At 63.1% G+C, this 18176-nt stretch carries 18 protein-coding genes; 11 read left to right on the top strand and 7 right to left on the bottom strand.

Translation table 11 applies throughout. The features are described from left to right. The first annotated feature begins 31 nt into the window (after window positions 1-31). From QME24_RS14720 to QME24_RS14700, 5 genes are read left to right on the top strand one after another with little or no spacing between them, the layout of a single operon-like run. Window positions 32-997 carry a sulfonate ABC transporter substrate-binding protein gene (locus tag QME24_RS14720; protein ID WP_232892293.1) on the top strand — a complete coding sequence of 322 codons (966 nt, stop codon included), beginning with the start codon at window positions 32-34 and terminating at the stop codon, window positions 995-997. A 60-nt stretch (window positions 998-1057) separates the two neighbouring features. Next, window positions 1058-2206, top strand: coding sequence for an FMNH2-dependent alkanesulfonate monooxygenase (gene ssuD, locus QME24_RS14715; protein ID WP_029884765.1), 1149 nt, complete (start codon window positions 1058-1060; stop codon window positions 2204-2206). 10 nt (window positions 2207-2216) lie between these two features. Then, window positions 2217-3014, top strand: a complete 798-nt coding sequence (gene ssuC, locus QME24_RS14710; RefSeq protein WP_232892292.1) for an aliphatic sulfonate ABC transporter permease SsuC — start codon at window positions 2217-2219, stop codon at window positions 3012-3014. Beyond that, complete coding sequence (gene ssuB, locus QME24_RS14705) at window positions 3011-3823, top strand: aliphatic sulfonates ABC transporter ATP-binding protein (RefSeq protein ID WP_029884763.1); 813 nt, start codon at window positions 3011-3013, stop codon at window positions 3821-3823. The genes ssuC and ssuB overlap by 4 nt, the downstream gene beginning before the upstream one ends. Window positions 3824-3850: 27 nt before the next feature. Continuing rightward, entirely contained in the window at window positions 3851-4066 is a 216-nt protein-coding gene (locus QME24_RS14700; protein WP_003255829.1) for a molybdopterin-binding protein, read from the top strand. Between the two features lie 250 nt (window positions 4067-4316). Here the strand turns inward: QME24_RS14700 and QME24_RS14695 are convergent, their stop codons facing one another. The 4 genes from QME24_RS14695 to QME24_RS14680 all read right to left on the bottom strand — a co-directional run bounded on the left by QME24_RS14695 (window position 4317) and on the right by QME24_RS14680 (window position 9381). Beyond that, window positions 4317-4943, bottom strand: coding sequence for a TetR/AcrR family transcriptional regulator (locus tag QME24_RS14695; RefSeq protein ID WP_009682245.1), 627 nt, complete (start codon window positions 4941-4943; stop codon window positions 4317-4319). Beyond that, window positions 4943-6520 (bottom strand): glutamate--cysteine ligase, encoded by a 1578-nt coding sequence (gene gshA / locus QME24_RS14690; RefSeq protein WP_280091845.1) that lies wholly within the window; start codon window positions 6518-6520, stop codon window positions 4943-4945. The genes QME24_RS14695 and gshA overlap by 1 nt, the downstream gene beginning before the upstream one ends. A 153-nt stretch (window positions 6521-6673) precedes the next feature. After that, a complete protein-coding gene (locus tag QME24_RS14685; RefSeq protein ID WP_009682247.1) occupies window positions 6674-7057 on the bottom strand; it encodes a PaaI family thioesterase in 384 nt (127 codons plus the stop codon). After that, window positions 7057-9381, bottom strand: coding sequence for a Tex family protein (locus QME24_RS14680; protein WP_280091844.1), 2325 nt, complete (start codon window positions 9379-9381; stop codon window positions 7057-7059). Before QME24_RS14680 ends, QME24_RS14685 begins: the two co-directional genes overlap by 1 nt. A gap of 216 nt (window positions 9382-9597) precedes the next feature. Here QME24_RS14680 and ompR point away from each other — a divergent pair, with 216 nt between their 5' ends. Then, window positions 9598-10338, top strand: a complete 741-nt coding sequence (ompR, locus tag QME24_RS14675; protein ID WP_009682249.1) for a two-component system response regulator OmpR — start codon at window positions 9598-9600, stop codon at window positions 10336-10338. 13 nt (window positions 10339-10351) lie between these two features. Then, window positions 10352-11665: an ATP-binding protein gene (locus QME24_RS14670; protein ID WP_029887604.1), complete on the top strand. Its 1314-nt coding sequence runs from the start codon at window positions 10352-10354 to the stop codon at window positions 11663-11665. Between the two features lie 112 nt (window positions 11666-11777). Here the strand turns inward: QME24_RS14670 and rimK are convergent, their stop codons facing one another. Both rimK and QME24_RS14660 read right to left on the bottom strand, forming a co-directional pair. Then, window positions 11778-12683, bottom strand: coding sequence for a 30S ribosomal protein S6--L-glutamate ligase (gene rimK, locus QME24_RS14665; protein ID WP_009681234.1), 906 nt, complete (start codon window positions 12681-12683; stop codon window positions 11778-11780). Further along, the gene (locus QME24_RS14660; protein WP_009681235.1) at window positions 12680-13162 is read right to left on the bottom strand and encodes an ATP-dependent zinc protease; all 483 of its coding nucleotides are present in this window, start codon (window positions 13160-13162) and stop codon (window positions 12680-12682) included. The genes rimK and QME24_RS14660 overlap by 4 nt, the downstream gene beginning before the upstream one ends. 109 nt (window positions 13163-13271) lie before the next feature. On the opposite strand from QME24_RS14660, the gene QME24_RS14655 reads away from it, so the two are divergent. Continuing rightward, window positions 13272-13673, top strand: coding sequence for a S4 domain-containing protein (locus QME24_RS14655; protein WP_054905722.1), 402 nt, complete (start codon window positions 13272-13274; stop codon window positions 13671-13673). Window positions 13674-13756: 83 nt separating this feature from the next. On the opposite strand, the gene QME24_RS14650 is transcribed toward QME24_RS14655, so the two are convergent. After that, a complete protein-coding gene (locus QME24_RS14650) occupies window positions 13757-14551 on the bottom strand; it encodes a phosphatase PAP2 family protein (protein ID WP_009681237.1) in 795 nt (264 codons plus the stop codon). A gap of 109 nt (window positions 14552-14660) precedes the next feature. Here QME24_RS14650 and hslO point away from each other — a divergent pair, with 109 nt between their 5' ends. The 3 genes from hslO to QME24_RS14635 all read left to right on the top strand — a co-directional run bounded on the left by hslO (window position 14661) and on the right by QME24_RS14635 (window position 17984). Next, a complete protein-coding gene (gene hslO, locus QME24_RS14645) occupies window positions 14661-15560 on the top strand; it encodes an Hsp33 family molecular chaperone HslO (RefSeq protein ID WP_054905720.1) in 900 nt (299 codons plus the stop codon). Window positions 15561-15739: 179 nt separating this feature from the next. Continuing rightward, a complete protein-coding gene (locus QME24_RS14640) occupies window positions 15740-17281 on the top strand; it encodes a phosphoenolpyruvate carboxykinase (RefSeq protein ID WP_161893125.1) in 1542 nt (513 codons plus the stop codon). 262 nt (window positions 17282-17543) lie between these two features. After that, a complete protein-coding gene (locus tag QME24_RS14635) occupies window positions 17544-17984 on the top strand; it encodes a thioesterase family protein (RefSeq protein ID WP_281690874.1) in 441 nt (146 codons plus the stop codon). Window positions 17985-18176 lie beyond the last annotated feature (192 nt).

Genomic DNA, 18176 nt, shown 5'->3' with positions numbered 1-18176 from the left:
CAACCCGAACCCTATCGCACAGGAGAGCGCCATGCGCACAGTCTTCTTGCGTCGCGGTCTGGTCGCCCTGTTCGCGGCGGCTGTGTCCTTCGGCGCTATCACCCAAGCCCAGGCCGAGAGCCTGCGGATCGGTTATCAGAAATACGGCACCCTGGTGCTGCTCAAGGCCAAGGGCACGCTGGAGAAGCGCCTGGCCGAGCAGGGCGTACAGGTGCAGTGGACCGAGTTTCCCGGCGGCCCGCAGCTGCTTGAAGGGCTGAACGTCGGCTCGATCGATTTTGGCGTCACCGGTGAAACACCACCGGTATTCGCCCAGGCCGCCGGCGCCGACCTGCTCTATGTGGCCTACGAACCGCCCGCGCCGCACAGCGAAGCGATTCTCGTGCCCAAGGGTTCGCCGGTACAGTCGGTGAAGGACCTCAAAGGCAAGAAAGTCGCCCTCAACAAAGGCTCCAATGTGCACTACCTGCTGGTGCGTGCACTCCAAGACGCGGGCCTGCAGTACAGCGACATCCAGCCGGTTTACCTGCCGCCGGCCGACGCCCGAGCAGCCTTCGAGCGCGGCAGTGTCGACGCCTGGGTGATCTGGGACCCGTACCAGGCCGCCGCCGAGCAACAGCTGCAGGCGCGCACCCTGCGTGACGGCAAGGGCCTGGTCGACAACCATCAGTTCTATCTCGCTACCCGCAACTACGCGACCGAGCACCCAGCGGTGATCAACACCGTTATCGAGCAAGTGCGCGCCGTGGGCGAGTGGTCGCAGGCCAACCCGCAGGAAGTCACCGAACAGGTGGCGCCGCTGCTGGGCTTGCCTGCCGACATCACACTTACCTCGGTCAAACGCCAAGGCTACGGCGCTGCGCCCCTCACCCCGCAGGTAGTGGCGGCGCAGCAGAAGATCGCCGACACCTTCCAGGCGCTCAAGCTGATACCCAAGCCGTTGAGCATCAAGGATGTGATCTGGACACCCCCGGCCAAGGTCGCTAGCGCGCCTTGAATGATGCGCCCATGCCGGGGCACCGCCCCGGCTCGTGCCCCCCTTGAGGAGACAACTCCAATGAGTCTGAACATTTTCTGGTTCCTGCCCACCCACGGTGACGGCAAGTACCTGGGCACTGCCGATGGCGCCCGCGCGGTCGACCACGGCTACCTGCAACAGATCGCGCAAGCTGCCGACCGGCTTGGTTTTGGTGGGGTATTGATCCCGACCGGGCGCTCCTGCGAGGACTCCTGGCTGGTCGCGGCCTCGCTGATCCCCGTGACCCAGCGCCTGAAGTTTCTGGTGGCCCTGCGCCCCGGCATCATCTCGCCAACCGTGGCTGCTCGGCAGGCAGCCACCCTCGATCGCCTGTCCAACGGCCGGGCGCTGTTCAACCTGGTCACCGGTGGCGACCCGGACGAGCTGGCCGGTGACGGCCTGCACCTGAACCACCAGCAGCGCTACGAGGCGTCGGTCGAGTTCACCCGTATCTGGCGCAAGGTGCTGGAAGGCGAAAACGTCGATTATGACGGCAAGCACATTCAGGTGAAGGGCGCCAAGCTGCTCTATCCGCCGATTCAGCAGCCTCGCCCGCCGCTGTATTTCGGCGGTTCTTCAGAAGCTGCCCAAGACCTGGCGGCTGAACAGGTCGAGTTGTACCTGACGTGGGGTGAGCCACCGGCAGCCGTGGCCGAGAAGATCGCCCAAGTGCGCAAAAAGGCCGCTGCTCAAGGCCGCGAAGTACGTTTCGGTATCCGCCTGCACGTGATCGTGCGCGAAACCAACGAAGAAGCCTGGGCCGCCGCCGACCGCCTGATTTCGCACTTGGACGATGACACCATTGCCCGTGCGCAGGCCTCGCTGGCGCGCTTCGACTCGGTGGGCCAGCAGCGCATGGCCGCCCTGCACGGCGGTAACCGCGACAACCTGGAAGTCAGCCCCAACCTGTGGGCGGGTGTTGGCCTGGTGCGTGGCGGTGCGGGTACCGCGCTGGTCGGTGATGGCCCGACCGTGGCCGCGCGGGTCAAAGAGTACGCCGAGCTGGGCATCGATACCTTCATCTTCTCCGGCTACCCGCACCTGGAAGAGTCGTACCGAGTGGCCGAGCTGCTGTTCCCGCACATTGACGTGAACCGCCCGGAACAACCCAAGGCGGGTGGCTACGTGAGCCCGTTCGGCGAGATGGTAGCCAACGACATCCTGCCCAAGTCCGTCGCTCAGAGCTGAGGGCCAGGCCATGAGTCGTGCAACTTCCAACAACCTTGCCCAGCGGCTGGCGCCATGGGCGCTGCCGGTGCTGCTGCTGGCCGCCTGGCAGCTGGCGGTCAGTGCTGGCTGGCTGTCGACGCGCATCTTGCCGGCGCCTGGCGCCGTGGTCAGTGCTGGCGTCGAGCTGGTGCGTAGCGGTGATATCTGGACCCACCTGGCCATCAGTGGCTGGCGTGCCGGGCTGGGCTTCGTCATCGGCGGCAGCATCGGCCTGGTGCTGGGCTTCATCACGGGCCTTTCGAACTGGGGCGAGCGCCTGCTCGACAGCTCGGTGCAGATGATACGCAACGTGCCGCACCTGGCGCTGATCCCGCTGGTGATCATGTGGTTTGGCATCGATGAGTCGGCGAAGATCTTCCTGGTCGCGCTGGGCACGTTGTTCCCGATCTACCTGAACACCTACCACGGCATTCGCAATGTGGACCCGGCGCTGGTGGAAATGGCCCGCAGTTATGGGTTGTCCGGCTTCAGCCTGTTCCGCCAGGTGATCCTGCCGGGGGCGCTGCCGTCGATCCTGGTGGGCGTGCGCTTTGCCCTGGGCTTCATGTGGCTGACCCTGATCGTTGCCGAAACCATCTCGGCCAACGCGGGCATCGGCTACCTGGCCATGAACGCCCGTGAATTCCTGCAGACCGACGTGGTGGTGCTGGCCATCGTTTTGTACGCCGTGCTCGGCAAGCTCGCCGACCTGGCCGCCCGTGGCCTGGAGCGTGTGTGGTTGCGCTGGCACCCAGCCTATCAAGTGGCGAAGAAGGAGGGCGCATGACCGTGCTCAAGGAACAGCCGCCACGCCTGCTGCGTGGCATACCGCTGGCCGCCAACGGCTTGCGCAAGGCCTTTGGCCAGCGCGAAGTATTGAAGGGTATCGACCTGCACATTCCGGCGGGCCAGTTCGTGGCCATTGTCGGCCGCAGCGGCTGCGGCAAGAGCACCTTGCTGCGTTTGCTGGCCGGGCTCGACCAGCCCACTGCCGGGCAGTTGCTGGCCGGTGCCGCGCCGCTGGACGAAGCGCGCGAAGAAACCCGCCTGATGTTCCAGGACGCACGCCTGCTGCCTTGGAAGAAGGTGATCGACAACGTGGGCCTGGGCCTGTCTGGCGACTGGCGCTCGCGAGCGCTGGATGCCCTGGAGGCGGTTGGCCTGGCCGACCGTGCCAATGAGTGGCCGGCAGCGCTTTCGGGTGGCCAGAAGCAGCGTGTGGCGCTGGCCCGGGCACTGATCCACCAGCCGCGCCTGCTGTTGCTGGACGAGCCGTTGGGCGCGCTGGATGCCCTGACCCGTATCGAGATGCAGCAACTGATCGAACGCCTGTGGCGTCAGCACGGCTTTACCGTGCTGCTGGTTACCCACGATGTCAGCGAGGCGGTTGCCGTGGCTGACCGGGTGATCCTGATCGAAGACGGCGAGGTCGGGCTCGACCTCACTGTCGACCTGGCACGGCCTCGGGCGCGTGGTTCGCACCGCCTGGCTGCGCTGGAAAGCGAAGTGCTCAACCGTGTGCTGTCGGCCCCGGGCGCTGCGCCCGAGCCGGATCCTGTAGCCCCTCTGCCCACGCAACTGCGTTGGGCGCACTGAACCCCAGAAGCCAAAAGGAAGCCAATCATGACTATCAAAGCCATCAACGTGCGCAACCAGTTCAAAGGCACTGTGAAAGAAATCCTCGAAGGGCCGGTACTGTCGGAAATCGACGTGCAGACGGCTTCGGGCATCGTCACTTCGGTGATCACTACCCGCTCCGTGCGTGAGCTGGAGCTGCAGGTGGGCAGTGAAGTGATTGCCTTTGTGAAGTCGACGGAAGTGTCTATTGCCAAGCTGTGATGAAAGTGGCCCGCGGGCCGCTTTGCGACCCTTCGCGGGCACGCCCGCTCCCGCAGGGATCGCGCATTTCTTGAGTGTGGGAGCGGGCGTGCCCGCGAAGGGCTGCAAAGCAGCCCCAATAACGCTTAACTCGCGGGGCTGCTTTGCAGCCCGATCGCGACACAAGGCCGCTCCTACAGGTACTGCACAGGTTTTCGGCCTTGTGCCTCACCCTGTGGGCGCCGGCTTGCCGGCGGTGAGGCCACCAAATTCAACGCTTGATTAGAAACGGCGGCAGATACAACCCCAGATACGCCTCGAACACCCGCTTGCCTTCCTCGGCCATACGCGGGGTGATCGCCTCATGCAGCTGCACCGAGCGCGCATACACCCGGTCGCTGAGCTCCATGGCCAGGGCAAACACATCCACATCCAGCGGCATCACCGGCAGGTGGAAATGCTGGTCGAACAACTTGTACATCAGGTCGCCCAGTTCCATGTCGTGCTGCCGATCGGCTTGCACCACTTCACTCAGCCCGTGCTGGGCAAGAATCAGCTGCCGCGCTGCTGCATCCTGGTTGTAGATATCCAGCATGCGCTGCTCGATCAGCCGTGACAGCTCATGCCAGGTACTGAACGCCTGGCTGTCGATCGGTGCCCTCAGAGCCTCACGGAAAGCCCGGTGCACGTCGGCGGTCAACGCTTCGAGCAACGCCGGCACGCTGGCGAAGAAGTGATAGACCGACGACGGCGGAATCTGCGCACGCTCGGCCACGCTGTAGATCGACATTGCCGCCACCCCCACCTCGGCCAGTAGTTCGCGGGCAGCCGCCAGGATCGCTTCGATCCTGGCCTGGCTGCTGGCGCGCGGTTTGCGCGGGGTAGCGGTACGCGTCATCAGTTGCTGATCGCCAGGATGCTGGCTTGATAGGCACCCACGAACAGGTCGAAATCACCGACTTCTTCCTGCTCCAGCTCGGCCTGCCTGGCCAGCGACTCGCGGGCCAGCGTCTCGTAGGTTTGTTGCTGCTCCTGGCTCAGCGGCTGTTCACGGAAGGTCTCGGCGTGAATACGGCTCTGGCGCAGCGAAAACTGCACGAAGCTTTCGTCATGCTCGGTCATGCGCGCCAGCACCTGGGCCGAAGGCGTCAGCGAGGCGTCATCGACCTTGGCCTGTTGCGCATCCAGCGCCTTGCTGTGGGCGTCGGTATCTTCGGCCTGGTCCAGTAGCTCGGCCAACTGCCGAATACGCTCGATCAGCTCGCTGGCCCACACCTTCAGGCTGACCGGCTGGCCGTTGCGCTGCAATTCCAGGCCCGGGCGGCGACCTTCCTTGACCACGGCCAGGAAGTTGCTGGTGCACTGGCCACACTCGGCATTGCCCAGTTGCGGGCTTTCTTCCAGGGCACAGAACAGCAGGAATGCATCGAGGAAGCGCGCCTCGGTCAGGTCGATGCCCACTGGCAGGAACGGGTTGATGTCCAGGCAGCGCACTTCCACATACTGCACGCCGCGCGAAGTCAGGGCCTGGATCGGCCGCTCGCCGGTATAGGTGACGCGCTTGGGGCGTATGTTCGAGTAGTACTCGTTTTCGATCTGCAGGATGTTGGTATTCAGTTGTACCCACTCACCGTCGACGTGCGTGCCGACCTCGACATAGGGCGGGTAGGGCGTGCCCACCGCCTTGCGCAGGCTGTCGGTGTAGCTGGCCAGGTTGTTGTAGCAAGGCGTGAGACCCGCCTGGGCGTTGCTCTGGTAGCCCAGGTCGCTCATGCGCAGGCTGGTGGCGTAGGGCAGGTACAGGGTTTCGGCGTCCAGCTCTTCGAGCTGGTGCGGGCGGCCACGCATGAAGCCTTTGTCCAGGGCCGGCGAGGCGCCAAACAGGTACATCAACAACCAGCTGTAGCGGCGGAAGTTGCGGATCAGCGCAATGTAGGCCGAAGACTGATAGTCGCGGTCGGGCTCGCTGCTGCCTTCGGCAGCACGCAGCAAAGGCCACAGAGCCTCTGGCAGCGAGAAGTTGTAATGAATGCCGGCGATGCACTGCATGGTGCGGCCATAGCGCAAGGCCAGGCCTTTGCGGTAGACGTGCTTGAGCTTGCCGATGTTCGAGCTGCCGTACTCGGCGATCGGGATGTCCTCTTCGGCCGGCAACGTGCATGGCATCGATGGGCTCCACAGGTACTCGTCGCCCAGCTTGCTGTAGACGAAACAGTGGGTCTGTTCGAGGCTTTCGAGCACTTTAGCCGGGTCGGCCAGCGCGGGGGTGATGAACTCCAGCAGCGACTCGGAATAGTCAGTGGTGATCTGCTCGTTGGTCAGCGCCGACCCCAGTGCATCCGGGTGCGGGGTCTGGGCCAGGCGACCTTCGTCGGTCACGCGCAGGCATTCGCGCTCAATACCGTGCAGGCACTGCTTGAGCAGGGGAAGATTGGCGCCGAGCAGGCTCAGGCGGCGGTTGAGGAGTTCGCTCAAGATGTATTCCTTCACGCGTCAGTCGCCCCAATATGGGGGTAGAGATAACGGTCTACAAGGGTAGGGAGAAAGGAACTGGCGTTGTCGCCTGGTTTACGCGGATCCAGCAGTGCCAGCGCACTGCTGAAAATACCGCAGATACTGCTTGGTGAGCTAGAGAACCGCAAAGGTTCCTTGCGCCTTGGCCACCAGTTTGTCGCCCTGGACTACGTCGGCGTCGACCACCAGGGTACGCCGCCCGGCATGCAGCACGCGGGCGGTGCACAGGACCTCGCCGTCACTGACGGCGCGCATGTAGTTGATCTTGCATTCGATGGTGACGCTTTGCTGGTCAAAGCCATGGTTGGCCGAACAGGCCAGGCCCATGGCGATATCCACCAGGCTGAAAATAGCCCCGCCGTGCAGCTTCTGGCCACGGTTGCGCAACTGCGGCTGCAGCGCCAGGGCGACCTCGGCAACGCCGGGCTCCAGGCGTTGCAGGCGGCAGCCAAGGAGCTGGCTGAAGGCGCTTTCGACATATTCGCGTGGTATGTCCATCACTTCTTCTTCAGCTGCTTGGCGTTGGCGAACAGCGCGGCCATGGCGTTGTTGGCCGGGGCCGCGGTAGCGGTTTCACGTTGGCGCGGCGCCTGTGGCTGGCGGTTGCCTGCCGGGCCACGGTTACCGCCGCGGTTGCCTTCGACCTTTTCGCCCGGGGTGTCGCTCATGCGCATCGACAAGCCCACGCGCTTGCGCGGGATGTCCACTTCCATGACCTTGACCTTGACCACGTCGCCGGCCTTGACCGCCTCGCGCGGGTCCTTGACGAACTTCTCCGACAGCGCCGAGATATGCACCAGGCCATCCTGGTGTACGCCGATATCGACGAAGGCACCGAAGTTGGTGACGTTGGTCACCACGCCTTCGAGGATCATACCCGGCTCCAGGTCCTTGAGGTCTTCGACGCCATCCTGGAAGGTGGCGGTCTTGAATTCCGGGCGGGGGTCGCGGCCGGGTTTGTCCAGCTCCTGCAGGATGTCGGTCACGGTCGGCAGGCCGAAGGTTTCGTCGGTGAAACGCTTGGGGTCCAGGCGCTTGAGGAAGCTGCTGTCGCCGATCAGCGAGCGAATGTCGCGGTCGGTATAGGCGGCGATGCGCTGTACCAGGGGGTAGGCTTCGGGGTGAACCGCCGAGGCGTCCAGCGGGTTGTCGCCGTTCATCACCCGCAGGAAGCCGGCAGCCTGCTCGAAGGTTTTTTCGCCCAGGCGGCTGACCTTTTTCAGCGCCGCGCGGGTGGCGAACGGGCCGTTGGCGTCGCGGTGCGCGACGATGTTCTGTGCCAGCGTGGCGTTAAGCCCGGAGATGCGCGTCAGCAACGCCACCGAGGCGGTATTCACATCCACGCCCACGGCGTTCACGCAGTCCTCGACCACGGCGTCCAGGCCACGGGCCAGTTTCAACTGCGAGACGTCGTGCTGGTACTGGCCAACGCCGATGGATTTCGGGTCGATCTTCACCAGTTCGGCCAACGGGTCCTGCAGGCGGCGGGCAATCGATACGGCGCCACGGATCGATACGTCCAGGTCCGGGAATTCGCGGGCGGCCAGTTCCGAGGCCGAGTACACCGACGCGCCGGCTTCGGAAACCATGACCTTGGTGATTTTCAGGGCTGGATATTTCTTGACCAGTTCGGCGACCAGCTTGTCGCTTTCGCGGCTGGCGGTACCGTTGCCGATGGCAATCAGCTCCACCGAGTGCTTGGCGCACAGCGCGGCCATGATGGCGAGGGTCCGGTCCCAGTCGTTTTTCGGGGCGTGCGGGTAGACCGTGGTGTGGTCCAGCAGCTTGCCGGTGGCGTCGACCACGGCGATCTTGCAGCCAGTGCGCAGGCCAGGGTCGAAGCCCAGGGTGGCGCGCGGGCCGGCCGGGGCCGCCAACAGCAGGTCGTGCAGGTTGTGGGCGAACACGTTGATCGCCTCGCCTTCGGCGTTGTCGCGCAGTTCGCCGAACAGGTCGGTTTCCAGGTGGGTGTAGAGCTTGACCTTCCAGGTCCAGCGCACCACTTCAGCCAGCCATTTGTCGGCCGGGCGGCTGCGGTTCTCGATGCCGACGTGGTTGCTGATCATCAGTTCGCACGGGTGCAGGGTACCCGGCAGTTCTTCGCCGACTTTCAGCGAAGCGCTCAGCACGCCCTCGTTGCGCCCGCGGAAAATTGCCAGGGCGCGGTGCGAAGGGGCGGTGCGCAACAGCTCGTCATGGGCGAAGTAGTCCCGGAACTTGGCGCCTTCCTCGTCCTTGCCGGCCACCACGCGGGCACTGAGCACGGCTTCCTGCTTGAGGAAGCTGCGCAGTTTGTCGAGCAATGCGGCGTCTTCGGCAAAGCGCTCCATGAGGATGTATTTGGCGCCTTCCAGGGCGGCCTTCACGTCGGCCACGCCCTTGTCGGCATCGACGAAGCGTGCCGCTTCGCTTTCCGGGGTCAGTGACGGGTCGTTGAACAGGCCGTCGGCCAGCTCGCCGAGGCCGGCTTCGAGGGCGATCTGGCCCTTGGTGCGGCGCTTTTGCTTGTACGGCAGGTACAGGTCTTCGAGGCGGGTCTTGGTGTCGGCCAGCTTGATTTCGCGGGCCAGTTCCGGGGTCAGCTTGCCTTGTTCCTCGATGCTGGAGAGGATGCTGGCGCGGCGTTCGTCGAGTTCGCGCAGGTAGCGCAGGCGCTCTTCCAGATGGCGCAGCTGGGTGTCGTCCAGGCTACCGGTCACTTCCTTGCGGTAACGGGCGATGAAAGGCACGGTCGAGCCTTCGTCCAACAGGCCCACGGCCGCCTCGACCTGCTGGGGGCGTACGCCCAGTTCCTCGGCGATACGGCTGTTGATGCTGTCCATGTAAACCACCTGACATTTGTGAATACGGGGGTCGCCTATGGGCTTTCGCCCGGCGGCGCAGGATGAAAGCGGCGCATTATACCCATCGCAAACCGCTTGCGGTGATGGCGCCCGGCCAGTCGGAACTGGCGCCCGGGGAAAAATCTGCTAACAATGCTCACGGCACGCGTTGCAATGGCTACGCCATAATGCGCGGCGATCTCAGAGGAGTTATTCATGACCGGCACGCCGAACACCGCAGAAGGTGAAAAGATTCTCATCGTCGACGACGATCCAGGGCTGAGCAGCCTGCTGGAACGTTTCTTCACCAGCAAAGGCTACCGAGCCCGCGCGGTGCCCAACACCGAACAGATGGACCGCCTGCTGTCCCGCGAGGTGTTCAACCTGGTGGTGCTGGACCTGATGCTGCCGGGCGAAGACGGCCTGTCGGCGTGCAAGCGCCTGCGCCAGCACAACAACCAGATCCCGATCATCATGCTCACTGCCAAGGGTGACGAGCTCAGCCGCATCAAGGGCCTGGAGCTGGGTGCCGATGACTACCTGGGCAAGCCGTTCAACCCGGACGAGCTGATGGCCCGGGTCAAGGCCGTGCTGCGCCGCCAGGCACCCACCGTGCCAGGGGCACCGGGTAGCGAAGACGAGTCGGTCACCTTCGGCGACTACGAGTTGTCGCTGGCCACCCGCGAACTCAAGCGTGGCGACGAAGTGCACATGCTCACCACCGGTGAGTTCGCCGTGCTCAAGGCGCTGGTCATGCATGCCCGCGAGCCGCTGACCCGCGACAAGCTGATGAACCTGGCCCGTGGCCGTGAATGGGATGCCCTGGAGCGCTCCATCGACGTTCAGATTTCGCGCCTGCGGCGCATGATCGAGCCCGACCCGTCCAAGCCCCGCTACATCCAGACCGTGTGGGGCGTGGGCTACGTGTTCGTGCCGGACGGAAACGCCGGAAAGTGATGCCTGACCGTCGATGAAAACACCGCTCTGGTTTCCGCAAAGCTTCTTCGCCCGCACCCTGTGGCTGGTGTTGATCGTTGTCCTGTTCTCCAAGGCCCTGACCCTGGTCTACCTGCTGATGAACGAGGACGTACTGGTCGACCGGCAGTACAGCCACGGTGTGGCGCTGACTTTGCGCGCGTATTGGGCTGCCGACGAAGAAAACCGCGACAAGATCGCCGAGGCGGCAGGCCTCATTCGTGTGACCGGCTCGGGCGTGCCCGAAGGCGAGCAGCATTGGCCCTACAGCGAAATCTACCAACGCCAGATGCAGGCCGAGCTGGGCGAGGACACCGAAGTACGCCTGCGCATCCATGCGCCGCCGGCGCTGTGGGTAAATGCGCCGAGCCTGGGCCCGGGCTGGTTGAAGGTGCCGTTGTACCCGCACCCGCTACGCGGGCAGAAAATCTGGAACGTGCTGGGCTGGTTCCTGGCCATTGGCCTGTTGTCCACCGCTTCGGCGTGGATCTTCGTGCGGCAGCTGAACCAGCCGCTCAAGCGTCTGGTGTTCGCCGCCCGCCAGTTGGGCCAGGGGCGCAGCGTGCGGTTGCCGATCAGCGACACCCCCAGCGAGATGACCGAGGTGTACAGGGCCTTCAACCAGATGGCCGAAGACGTCGAGCAGGCTGGGCGTGAACGCGAGCTGATGCTGGCCGGGGTTTCGCATGACTTGCGTACACCGCTCACGCGCCTGCGTTTGTCGTTGTCGTTGCTCAACAGCGACAACGACCTGAGCGACGATATGGTCCGTGATATCGAAGACATGGACGCGATTCTCGACCAGTTCCTGGCGTTTATCCGTGATGGCCGGGACGAGCCGGTCGAAGAGGTCGACCTGGCGGACCTGGTGCGTGAGGTGGTCGCCCCCTACAACCAGCCGGAAGAACGTGTGCGCCTGTGCCTGGAGCCGATCCCGCCGTTCCCGCTGCGCCGCGTGTCGCTCAAGCGCATGTTGGGCAACCTGATCGGCAACGCCTTGCACCACGCAGGCAAAGGGGTCGAGGTGGCAGCCTATGTCTCGGGTGACGAAAGTGCGCCGTACGTGGTGCTGAGCGTGCTGGACCGCGGTACCGGTATTGACGAGTCGGAGCTGGAAACCATCTTCAACCCGTTCATCCGGGGTGACCGGGCGCGGGGTGGCAAGGGGACCGGGTTGGGGTTGGCCATCGTCAAGCGTATTGCGGCGCAGCATGGCGGCAATGTCGAGCTACGCAACCGGTCCGGGGGCGGTATCGAGGCGCGGGTGCGGTTGCCGTTGGGGCTGTTGTTGCCGCGTAACGCCGTTTGAGTTTGGTTGGCTGTGCCGGCCCTGTCGCCGGCAAGCCAGCCCCTACAGGTCATGCACAAGGTCTGAAAACTGTGCAGTACCTGTGGGCTTGTCGGCGCTAGGGCCGGGTGAATCAGCCTTTCCCTTTGGTCCGGGTCTGATTCGGCCCGCCATTCTTCTCCAGGTGCTCGATGATCATCCCGGCCACGTTCTTGCCAGTGGTCACTTCAATGCCTTCCAGGCCTGGCGATGAGTTCACCTCCATCACCAACGGCCCATGGTTGGAGCGCAGGATATCCACGCCCGCGACACTCAAACCCATCACCTTGGCTGCGCGAATCGCGGTGATGCGCTCTTCGGGGGTGATCTTGATCAGGCTGGCGACCCCGCCACGGTGCAGATTGGAGCGAAACTCACCGGGCTTGGCCTGGCGCTTCATCGAGGCAATCACCTTGTCCCCCACCACGAAGCAGCGGATGTCCGCACCGCCGGCCTCCTTGATGTACTCCTGCACCATGATGTTCTGCTTCAGGCCCATGAACGCCTCGATCACCGACTCGGCTGCCTGCGGGGTTTCGCACAGCACCACGCCGATACCCTGCGTGCCTTCCAGCACCTTGATCACCAGGGGGGCACCGTTGACCATGCGGATCAGGTCGGGAATATCGTCGGGCGAGTGGGCGAAACCGGTGATCGGCAGGCCAATACCGCGCCGTGACAACAGCTGCAGCGAGCGCAACTTGTCGCGCGAGCGGGCGATAGCCACCGACTCGTTGAGCGGGTACACGCCCATCATTTCGAACTGGCGCAGCACCGCACAGCCGTAGAAGGTTACCGAGGCGCCAATACGCGGGATCACGGCATCGAAACCTTCCAGCGGCTTGCCGCGGTAGTGGATCTGCGGCTTGTGGCTGGCAATGTTCATGTAGGCCCGCAAGGTATCGATCACCACCATTTCGTGGCCACGCTGAGTACCGGCTTCGACCAGGCGGCGGGTGGAATACAGACGCGGATTGCGCGACAGCACAGCGATCTTCATGCAGCACCTGTGACAGGGGAAAGGGTGGCCGGGAAGGCCGGTTTGTCTTGCACGTACTTTACGCCTGGGTTGACCACCAGCTGGCCCTGCACCAGGGCCTTCGAGCCGAGCAGCAGGCGGTAGCGCATGCTCTTGCGGCAGGCCAGGGTGAATTCGACCTCCCACACACGGTCACCCAACGCCAGTGGCGTGCGAATGACATAACGGGTCTGGGCATGCCCGTTAGAGCTGCGGATGATCTTTCTGTTCACCAAAGGTGCTTCGCAGCGGCGATGGCGCAACTGCACTACCGTGCCCAGGTGGGCGGTGAAGCGCACCCAGGGTTGGCCATTACGCTCGAAGGGTTCGATATCGGTGGCGTGCAGGCTGGAGGTACTGGCGCCGGTGTCGATCTTGGCGCGCAGCCCGGCCACACCGAGGTCGGGCAAGGCGACCCACTCACGCAGGCCGATCACAGTCAAATGGTCAAATGTCTTCACTAAGCACACCCTGCGAATGAGGTGGTGAACTGTAAGCACGGCGGGGACTTTTTGCATCCGTAAGTGAAGGTAGTACAGTTCGATGAAAGACAGAATCCGAGGTAACGCAATGGCACAAAAAGCCGAAGACGACGATAAGGTGCGCCTGGACAAATGGCTGTGGGCGGCTCGTTTCTACAAGACGCGGGCGTTGGCCAAGGCCGCGATCGAGAGCGGCAAGGTGCATTGCCGGGGCGAGCGTTGCAAGCCGGGCAAGGAGCCGCGCGTGGGCGACGAATTCGTGCTGCGTACCGGCTTCGATGAGCGCACCGTGGTGGTGAAGGCGTTGTCGGTGGTGCGGCGTGGGGCGCCCGAGGCGCAGACGCTGTACGAAGAAACCGAAGAGAGTGTGCGGCGCAGGGAGCAGGCAGCCGAAATGCGCAAGGCAGGGGCGACGGGGGTAACTACCGATGGCCGGCCGAACAAGAAGCAGCGGCGGCAGATTCACCAGCTGCATGGGAACTTCGAATAGCCGAGGCCGCTTCTACAAGGGTGCAGGCAGTGCTGTAGGAGCGGCCTCGTGTCGCGATGGGCTGCGCAGCAGCCCCCAGGGGTCTAGCGGACTACCGCCAACCGCCCGACCAACGGCAATTTCGCAGCAATCGAGAACAACGGCGCCGTCCAGCGCATCAGTGCCGCGCTACCCTTGGCCGCTAACGGCGTGTAATAGCTCCAGCCCAACGCCAGCACTGCCATCAGCAACCCGCCGATGTAGTCATCTTGCCCCCAGTGCGCGCCGGCCACCAGGCGCGGCAGCATGAACAGCACCGCCAGCGCCCAGATCACCACGAACTGCATCAGGCGGCGGCTGAACACGCTCATGAACAATGCCCAGATCAACAACACCGAGGCGTGGTCGCCGGGGAAACTCTTGCTGGAGCGGTCCTTCAGCTCCCACTTGGCTTCCAGGTGGGGGTAGTAGTCGCTCAGGTGCACCACGTCGTCGAACATCATCGAGGGGCTCTTGTGTTGCCAGCCCGCGGCATCCACCCACTTGGAAAACAGCGCGCGAATCACCACTAAGAGAAGCAGCGTGACCAGAAAGCCGAAAAACGCCTGTCGAACCTGCGCTGCCTTGAATACCCAATCACCGCGGATCAGCAGTGCCAGCAGGATCAGGCCGACCACGATGTCGAACGGGCGCATGCTGCCCACGGTCCAGATATAGCGCCAGGTGGTGTTGTCAGCCAACGGTGCATTGAGGCTGTGGAACAGCCACTCGTCGAAAGTCAGGCACAGGATCTGGCCAAAAGGCCATAACCAGAAACACAGTAGAGCGATCGGCAGCAGCGTGCAGGCTGCCAGCGGTCCCCAGGACCACCTTGCTTGGAACAGTGGTCGATTATCCATAAGATACCTCTATCTCCTATAAGGGAAACGAGCGCCTGAAGGCGCTCTGCGATGGGATTACTGATTCCCTTTCATTATTTTGTCATCATTTTCAGATAGCCAGACAACCATGAGCGACTTGCCAGAAAAAGATTTCACCCAACGTTTCATCTTCGACGAGCGCGATGTGCGCGGCGAGTGGGTGTCTCTCGATGACAGCTACGCTGCAGTGCTGGCGCGTCATGAATACCCACAGCCGGTGCAAACCCTGCTTGGCGAGCTGATGGCCGCCACCGCTTTGCTGGTCGGTGCCTTGAAGTTCGACGGCCTGCTCATACTCCAGGCGCGCTCCGCCGGGCCGATCCCGCTGCTGATGGTCGAGTGCTCCGGTGACCGTGATATCCGCGGCATGGCCCGATACGAGGCGGATCAGATCCCGGCCGACGCCAGCCTGGCGCAGCTGATGCCCGACGGCCACCTGACCCTGACCATCGACCCGGTCAAGGGCCAGCGTTATCAGGGGACCGTCGACCTCGATGGTGCCAACCTCTCGGAGTGCTTCACCAACTACTTCGTTCAGTCCCAGCAGTTGAACACGCGGTTCTGGCTGAATGCCGAAGCTGGCAAGGCGCGCGGCCTGCTGCTTCAGCAACTGCCACGCGATCGCCAGCCGGACGATGAAGAGCGCGAAGACAGCTGGCAGCACGTGGTTGCCCTGGCCCAGACCCTCAAGCCGCAAGAGTGGGCAGAAGCCAATGAAACCCTGCTGCACCGCCTGTACCACGAAGATGCCGTGCGCCTGTTCGATGAACAGCCGCTGCGCTTCAAATGCAGCTGCTCACGCGAGCGTTCCGGCAATGCCCTGGTCAGCCTGGGTGAGCATGACGCCAAGGCACTGGTGCAAGAGTGCGGTGGGCAGGTAGAGATCGATTGCCAGTTCTGCAACCAGCGCTATTTCTTCGACGCCAGCGATGTGGCGCAACTGTTTGCCGGCGGCGGCACGGACGTAGCCTCAGAAACTCGCCACTGAAACGTTTAAGCTCAGGAAAATCTCCTGTCGAATTGCGCAAAAACGCAGTTCTGACAGGAGGGGCCTACTTTTTTTGGGCTTTTCTGGCATAATCCGGCCACTTTTTTCGCTGTAGTAGTTTTTTCGGAACAACTACAAAACGTTTGGAGCACTCGGCCTCGGGCCGGATGGGGTATCTCATGACGCAAGCCAATAACACCGTGTACACCGACCTGAGCGTCGATGAGCTGGTAAAAGAAGCGCTGCAACGCGGTGAAGGTGTACTAGCCGATACCGGCGCGCTGGTCGTGGAGACCGGTCACCGTACTGGCCGTTCGCCGGCTGACCGTTTCATCGTCGAAGAGCCTTCCACCCAGGACGCCATCGCCTGGGGCCCGATCAACCGCAAGTTCCCGGCCGACAAGTTCGATGCCCTGTGGGACCGCGTCGAGGCGTTCAACAACGCCCAGGATCACTTCGTTTCCTACGTTCACGTAGGGGCTGCCGCCGAGCACTACCTGCCGGTGAAAATGACCACCCAGACTGCCTGGCAGAACCTGTTCGGCCGTTGCCTGTTCATCAACCCTGAGCAGTACAACCCGGCGGGTCGCGACGAGTGGCAGGTGCTCAACGTGGCCAACTTCGAGTGCGTACCTGAGCGTGATGGCACCAACTCCGACGGTTGCGTGATCATCAACTTCGCGCAGAAGAAAGTGCTGATCGCCGGCATGCGCTACGCCGGTGAAATGAAGAAAGCCATGTTCTCGGTGCAGAACTTCCTGCTGCCGGCTGCCGACGTGCTGCCAATGCACTGCGCCGCCAACATCGGCGAAGCAGGCGATGTAACCCTGTTCTTCGGCCTGTCCGGCACCGGCAAAACCACCCTGTCGGCCGACGAAAGCCGTTACCTGATCGGTGACGACGAGCACGGTTGGGGCGAAGGCGTTGTCTTCAACATCGAAGGCGGCTGCTATGCCAAGTGCATCGACCTGTCCGAGAAGAACGAGCCGGTCATCTGGAAAGCCATCAAGCACGGCGCTGTGCTGGAAAACGTCGTTCTCGACGCCAACAAGCACGCTGACTACACCGATGTCAGCTTGACCCAGAACAGCCGCGCGGCCTACCCGCTGGAGCACGTTGCCAAGCGTTCGGAAAAGAACCTGGGCGGTGAGCCAAACGCAGTGATCTTCCTGACCTGCGACCTGACCGGTGTTCTGCCTCCGGTGTCGATCCTGAACAACGAACAGGCTGCCTACCACTTCCTGTCCGGTTACACCGCGCTGGTCGGTTCCACCGAAATGGGCTCGGGCGGCGGCATCAAGTCGACCTTCTCGACCTGCTTCGGTGCACCGTTCTTCCCACGCCCGGCTGGCGAGTACGCCGAGCTGCTGATCAAGCGTATCAACGGCTTCAACTCCAAGGTCTACCTGGTCAACACCGGCTGGACCGGTGGTGGCTACGGCGTTGGCAAGCGCTTCAGCATTCCGACCACCCGCGCGGTGATCGCTGCCATCCAGAGCGGCGCGCTGGTCGGTGCCGAAACCGAGCACCTGGACATCATCAACCTGGACGTACCGAAGGCCGTCCCAGGCGTTGATACCGAACTGCTCAACCCGCGTACCAACTGGGCTGACAAAGCTGCCTACGACGAGGCCGCCAAAGGCCTGGCCAAGCTGTTCATCGAGAACTTCAAGAAGTTTGAAGTTTCCGACGCCATCAAGGCCGCTGGTCCGCAGCTGTAAGCTGCAACCAGCCGCAATGAGAAAGCCGCCAGCATTGGCGGCTTTTTGTTATCCGGCTGATGCAATGCCTTGTAGGAGCGGCCTTGTGTCGCGATGGGCCGCATAGCGGCCCCGGGGTTTTAGCGTCACTGCATAAATTGTCGGGGCCGCTTTGCGGCCCATCGCGACACAAGGCCGCTCCTACAGGGTGAGGTGCAGGCAGCGGGAACCTGGTTTTTCTGTTTCACTGTCAGCATCCATTGCGAAGACAAGAGTCAGCCAGATGACCGAATCCCCTCAGCGCACTGCCTTCTCCCACTTTCACCCGATTCTCACCCGCCCGCAGGACAACGACCTCAATGGCCATATCGCCGGGGCCACGGTGCACGGCTTCTTCGAAACGGCGATCCAGGCGTTTCTCGTCGAGCAGGCCGAGCTGGACCTGCGTGACGGCGAGCTGGCGGCTTTCGTGGTCAGTTCGGCAGCAGATTTCTATGCATTGCCGGGCTTCCCGGACGTGCTGGAAGTTGGGCTGGGCGTAACGCGCCTGGCGGGCAGTACGGTGGAGTACCGCCTGGCGTTGTATCGCCCAGGTGAGCCCGAGGCCTGCGCGGCCGGCACGGTGGTGCAAGTCTTCATCGAGCGTGTCAATGGCCGGCCTGTGGCGTTACCAGAGGCGCTGCAGGTGATTCTTTCCGGCTTGGTGCTGGAACAACACGTATAAAAAAACCCGCCGGGAGGGGCTAATGCCAGTCAATTAAGTAATTTGGGGCCGCTTTGCGACCCTTCGCGGGCACGCCCGCTCCCACAGGGATCGCGCATTTCTTGAGTTCAGCGCCTGAACTGCGCCCCTGACGTTGGACAAAAATCCAACCTCAGGGGCGTTTCATATGAGCAAGTACACCAGACAGTTTAA

Source organism: Pseudomonas sp. PARCl1 (genome assembly GCF_947311875.1).
GTDB classification, from domain to species: domain Bacteria; phylum Pseudomonadota; class Gammaproteobacteria; order Pseudomonadales; family Pseudomonadaceae; genus Aquipseudomonas; species Aquipseudomonas juntendi.
The sequence above is the reverse complement of the archived record's forward strand: the minus strand, read 5'-3'. Positions and strand labels throughout refer to the sequence as shown.

Coding starts and splice junctions, on each gene's coding strand:
- QME24_RS14720 (WP_232892293.1), top strand. CDS start 32: ATGCGCACAGTCTTCTTGCGTCGCGGTCTGGTCGCCCTGTTCGCGGCG.
- ssuD (WP_029884765.1), top strand. CDS start 1,058: ATGAGTCTGAACATTTTCTGGTTCCTGCCCACCCACGGTGACGGCAAG.
- ssuC (WP_232892292.1), top strand. CDS start 2,217: ATGAGTCGTGCAACTTCCAACAACCTTGCCCAGCGGCTGGCGCCATGG.
- ssuB (WP_029884763.1), top strand. CDS start 3,011: ATGACCGTGCTCAAGGAACAGCCGCCACGCCTGCTGCGTGGCATACCG.
- QME24_RS14700 (WP_003255829.1), top strand. CDS start 3,851: ATGACTATCAAAGCCATCAACGTGCGCAACCAGTTCAAAGGCACTGTG.
- QME24_RS14695 (WP_009682245.1), bottom strand. CDS start 4,943: ATGACGCGTACCGCTACCCCGCGCAAACCGCGCGCCAGCAGCCAGGCC.
- QME24_RS14685 (WP_009682247.1), bottom strand. CDS start 7,057: ATGGACATACCACGCGAATATGTCGAAAGCGCCTTCAGCCAGCTCCTT.
- QME24_RS14680 (WP_280091844.1), bottom strand. CDS start 9,381: ATGGACAGCATCAACAGCCGTATCGCCGAGGAACTGGGCGTACGCCCC.
- ompR (WP_009682249.1), top strand. CDS start 9,598: ATGACCGGCACGCCGAACACCGCAGAAGGTGAAAAGATTCTCATCGTC.
- QME24_RS14670 (WP_029887604.1), top strand. CDS start 10,352: ATGAAAACACCGCTCTGGTTTCCGCAAAGCTTCTTCGCCCGCACCCTG.
- rimK (WP_009681234.1), bottom strand. CDS start 12,683: ATGAAGATCGCTGTGCTGTCGCGCAATCCGCGTCTGTATTCCACCCGC.
- QME24_RS14655 (WP_054905722.1), top strand. CDS start 13,272: ATGGCACAAAAAGCCGAAGACGACGATAAGGTGCGCCTGGACAAATGG.
- QME24_RS14650 (WP_009681237.1), bottom strand. CDS start 14,551: ATGGATAATCGACCACTGTTCCAAGCAAGGTGGTCCTGGGGACCGCTG.
- hslO (WP_054905720.1), top strand. CDS start 14,661: ATGAGCGACTTGCCAGAAAAAGATTTCACCCAACGTTTCATCTTCGAC.
- QME24_RS14640 (WP_161893125.1), top strand. CDS start 15,740: ATGACGCAAGCCAATAACACCGTGTACACCGACCTGAGCGTCGATGAG.
- QME24_RS14635 (WP_281690874.1), top strand. CDS start 17,544: ATGACCGAATCCCCTCAGCGCACTGCCTTCTCCCACTTTCACCCGATT.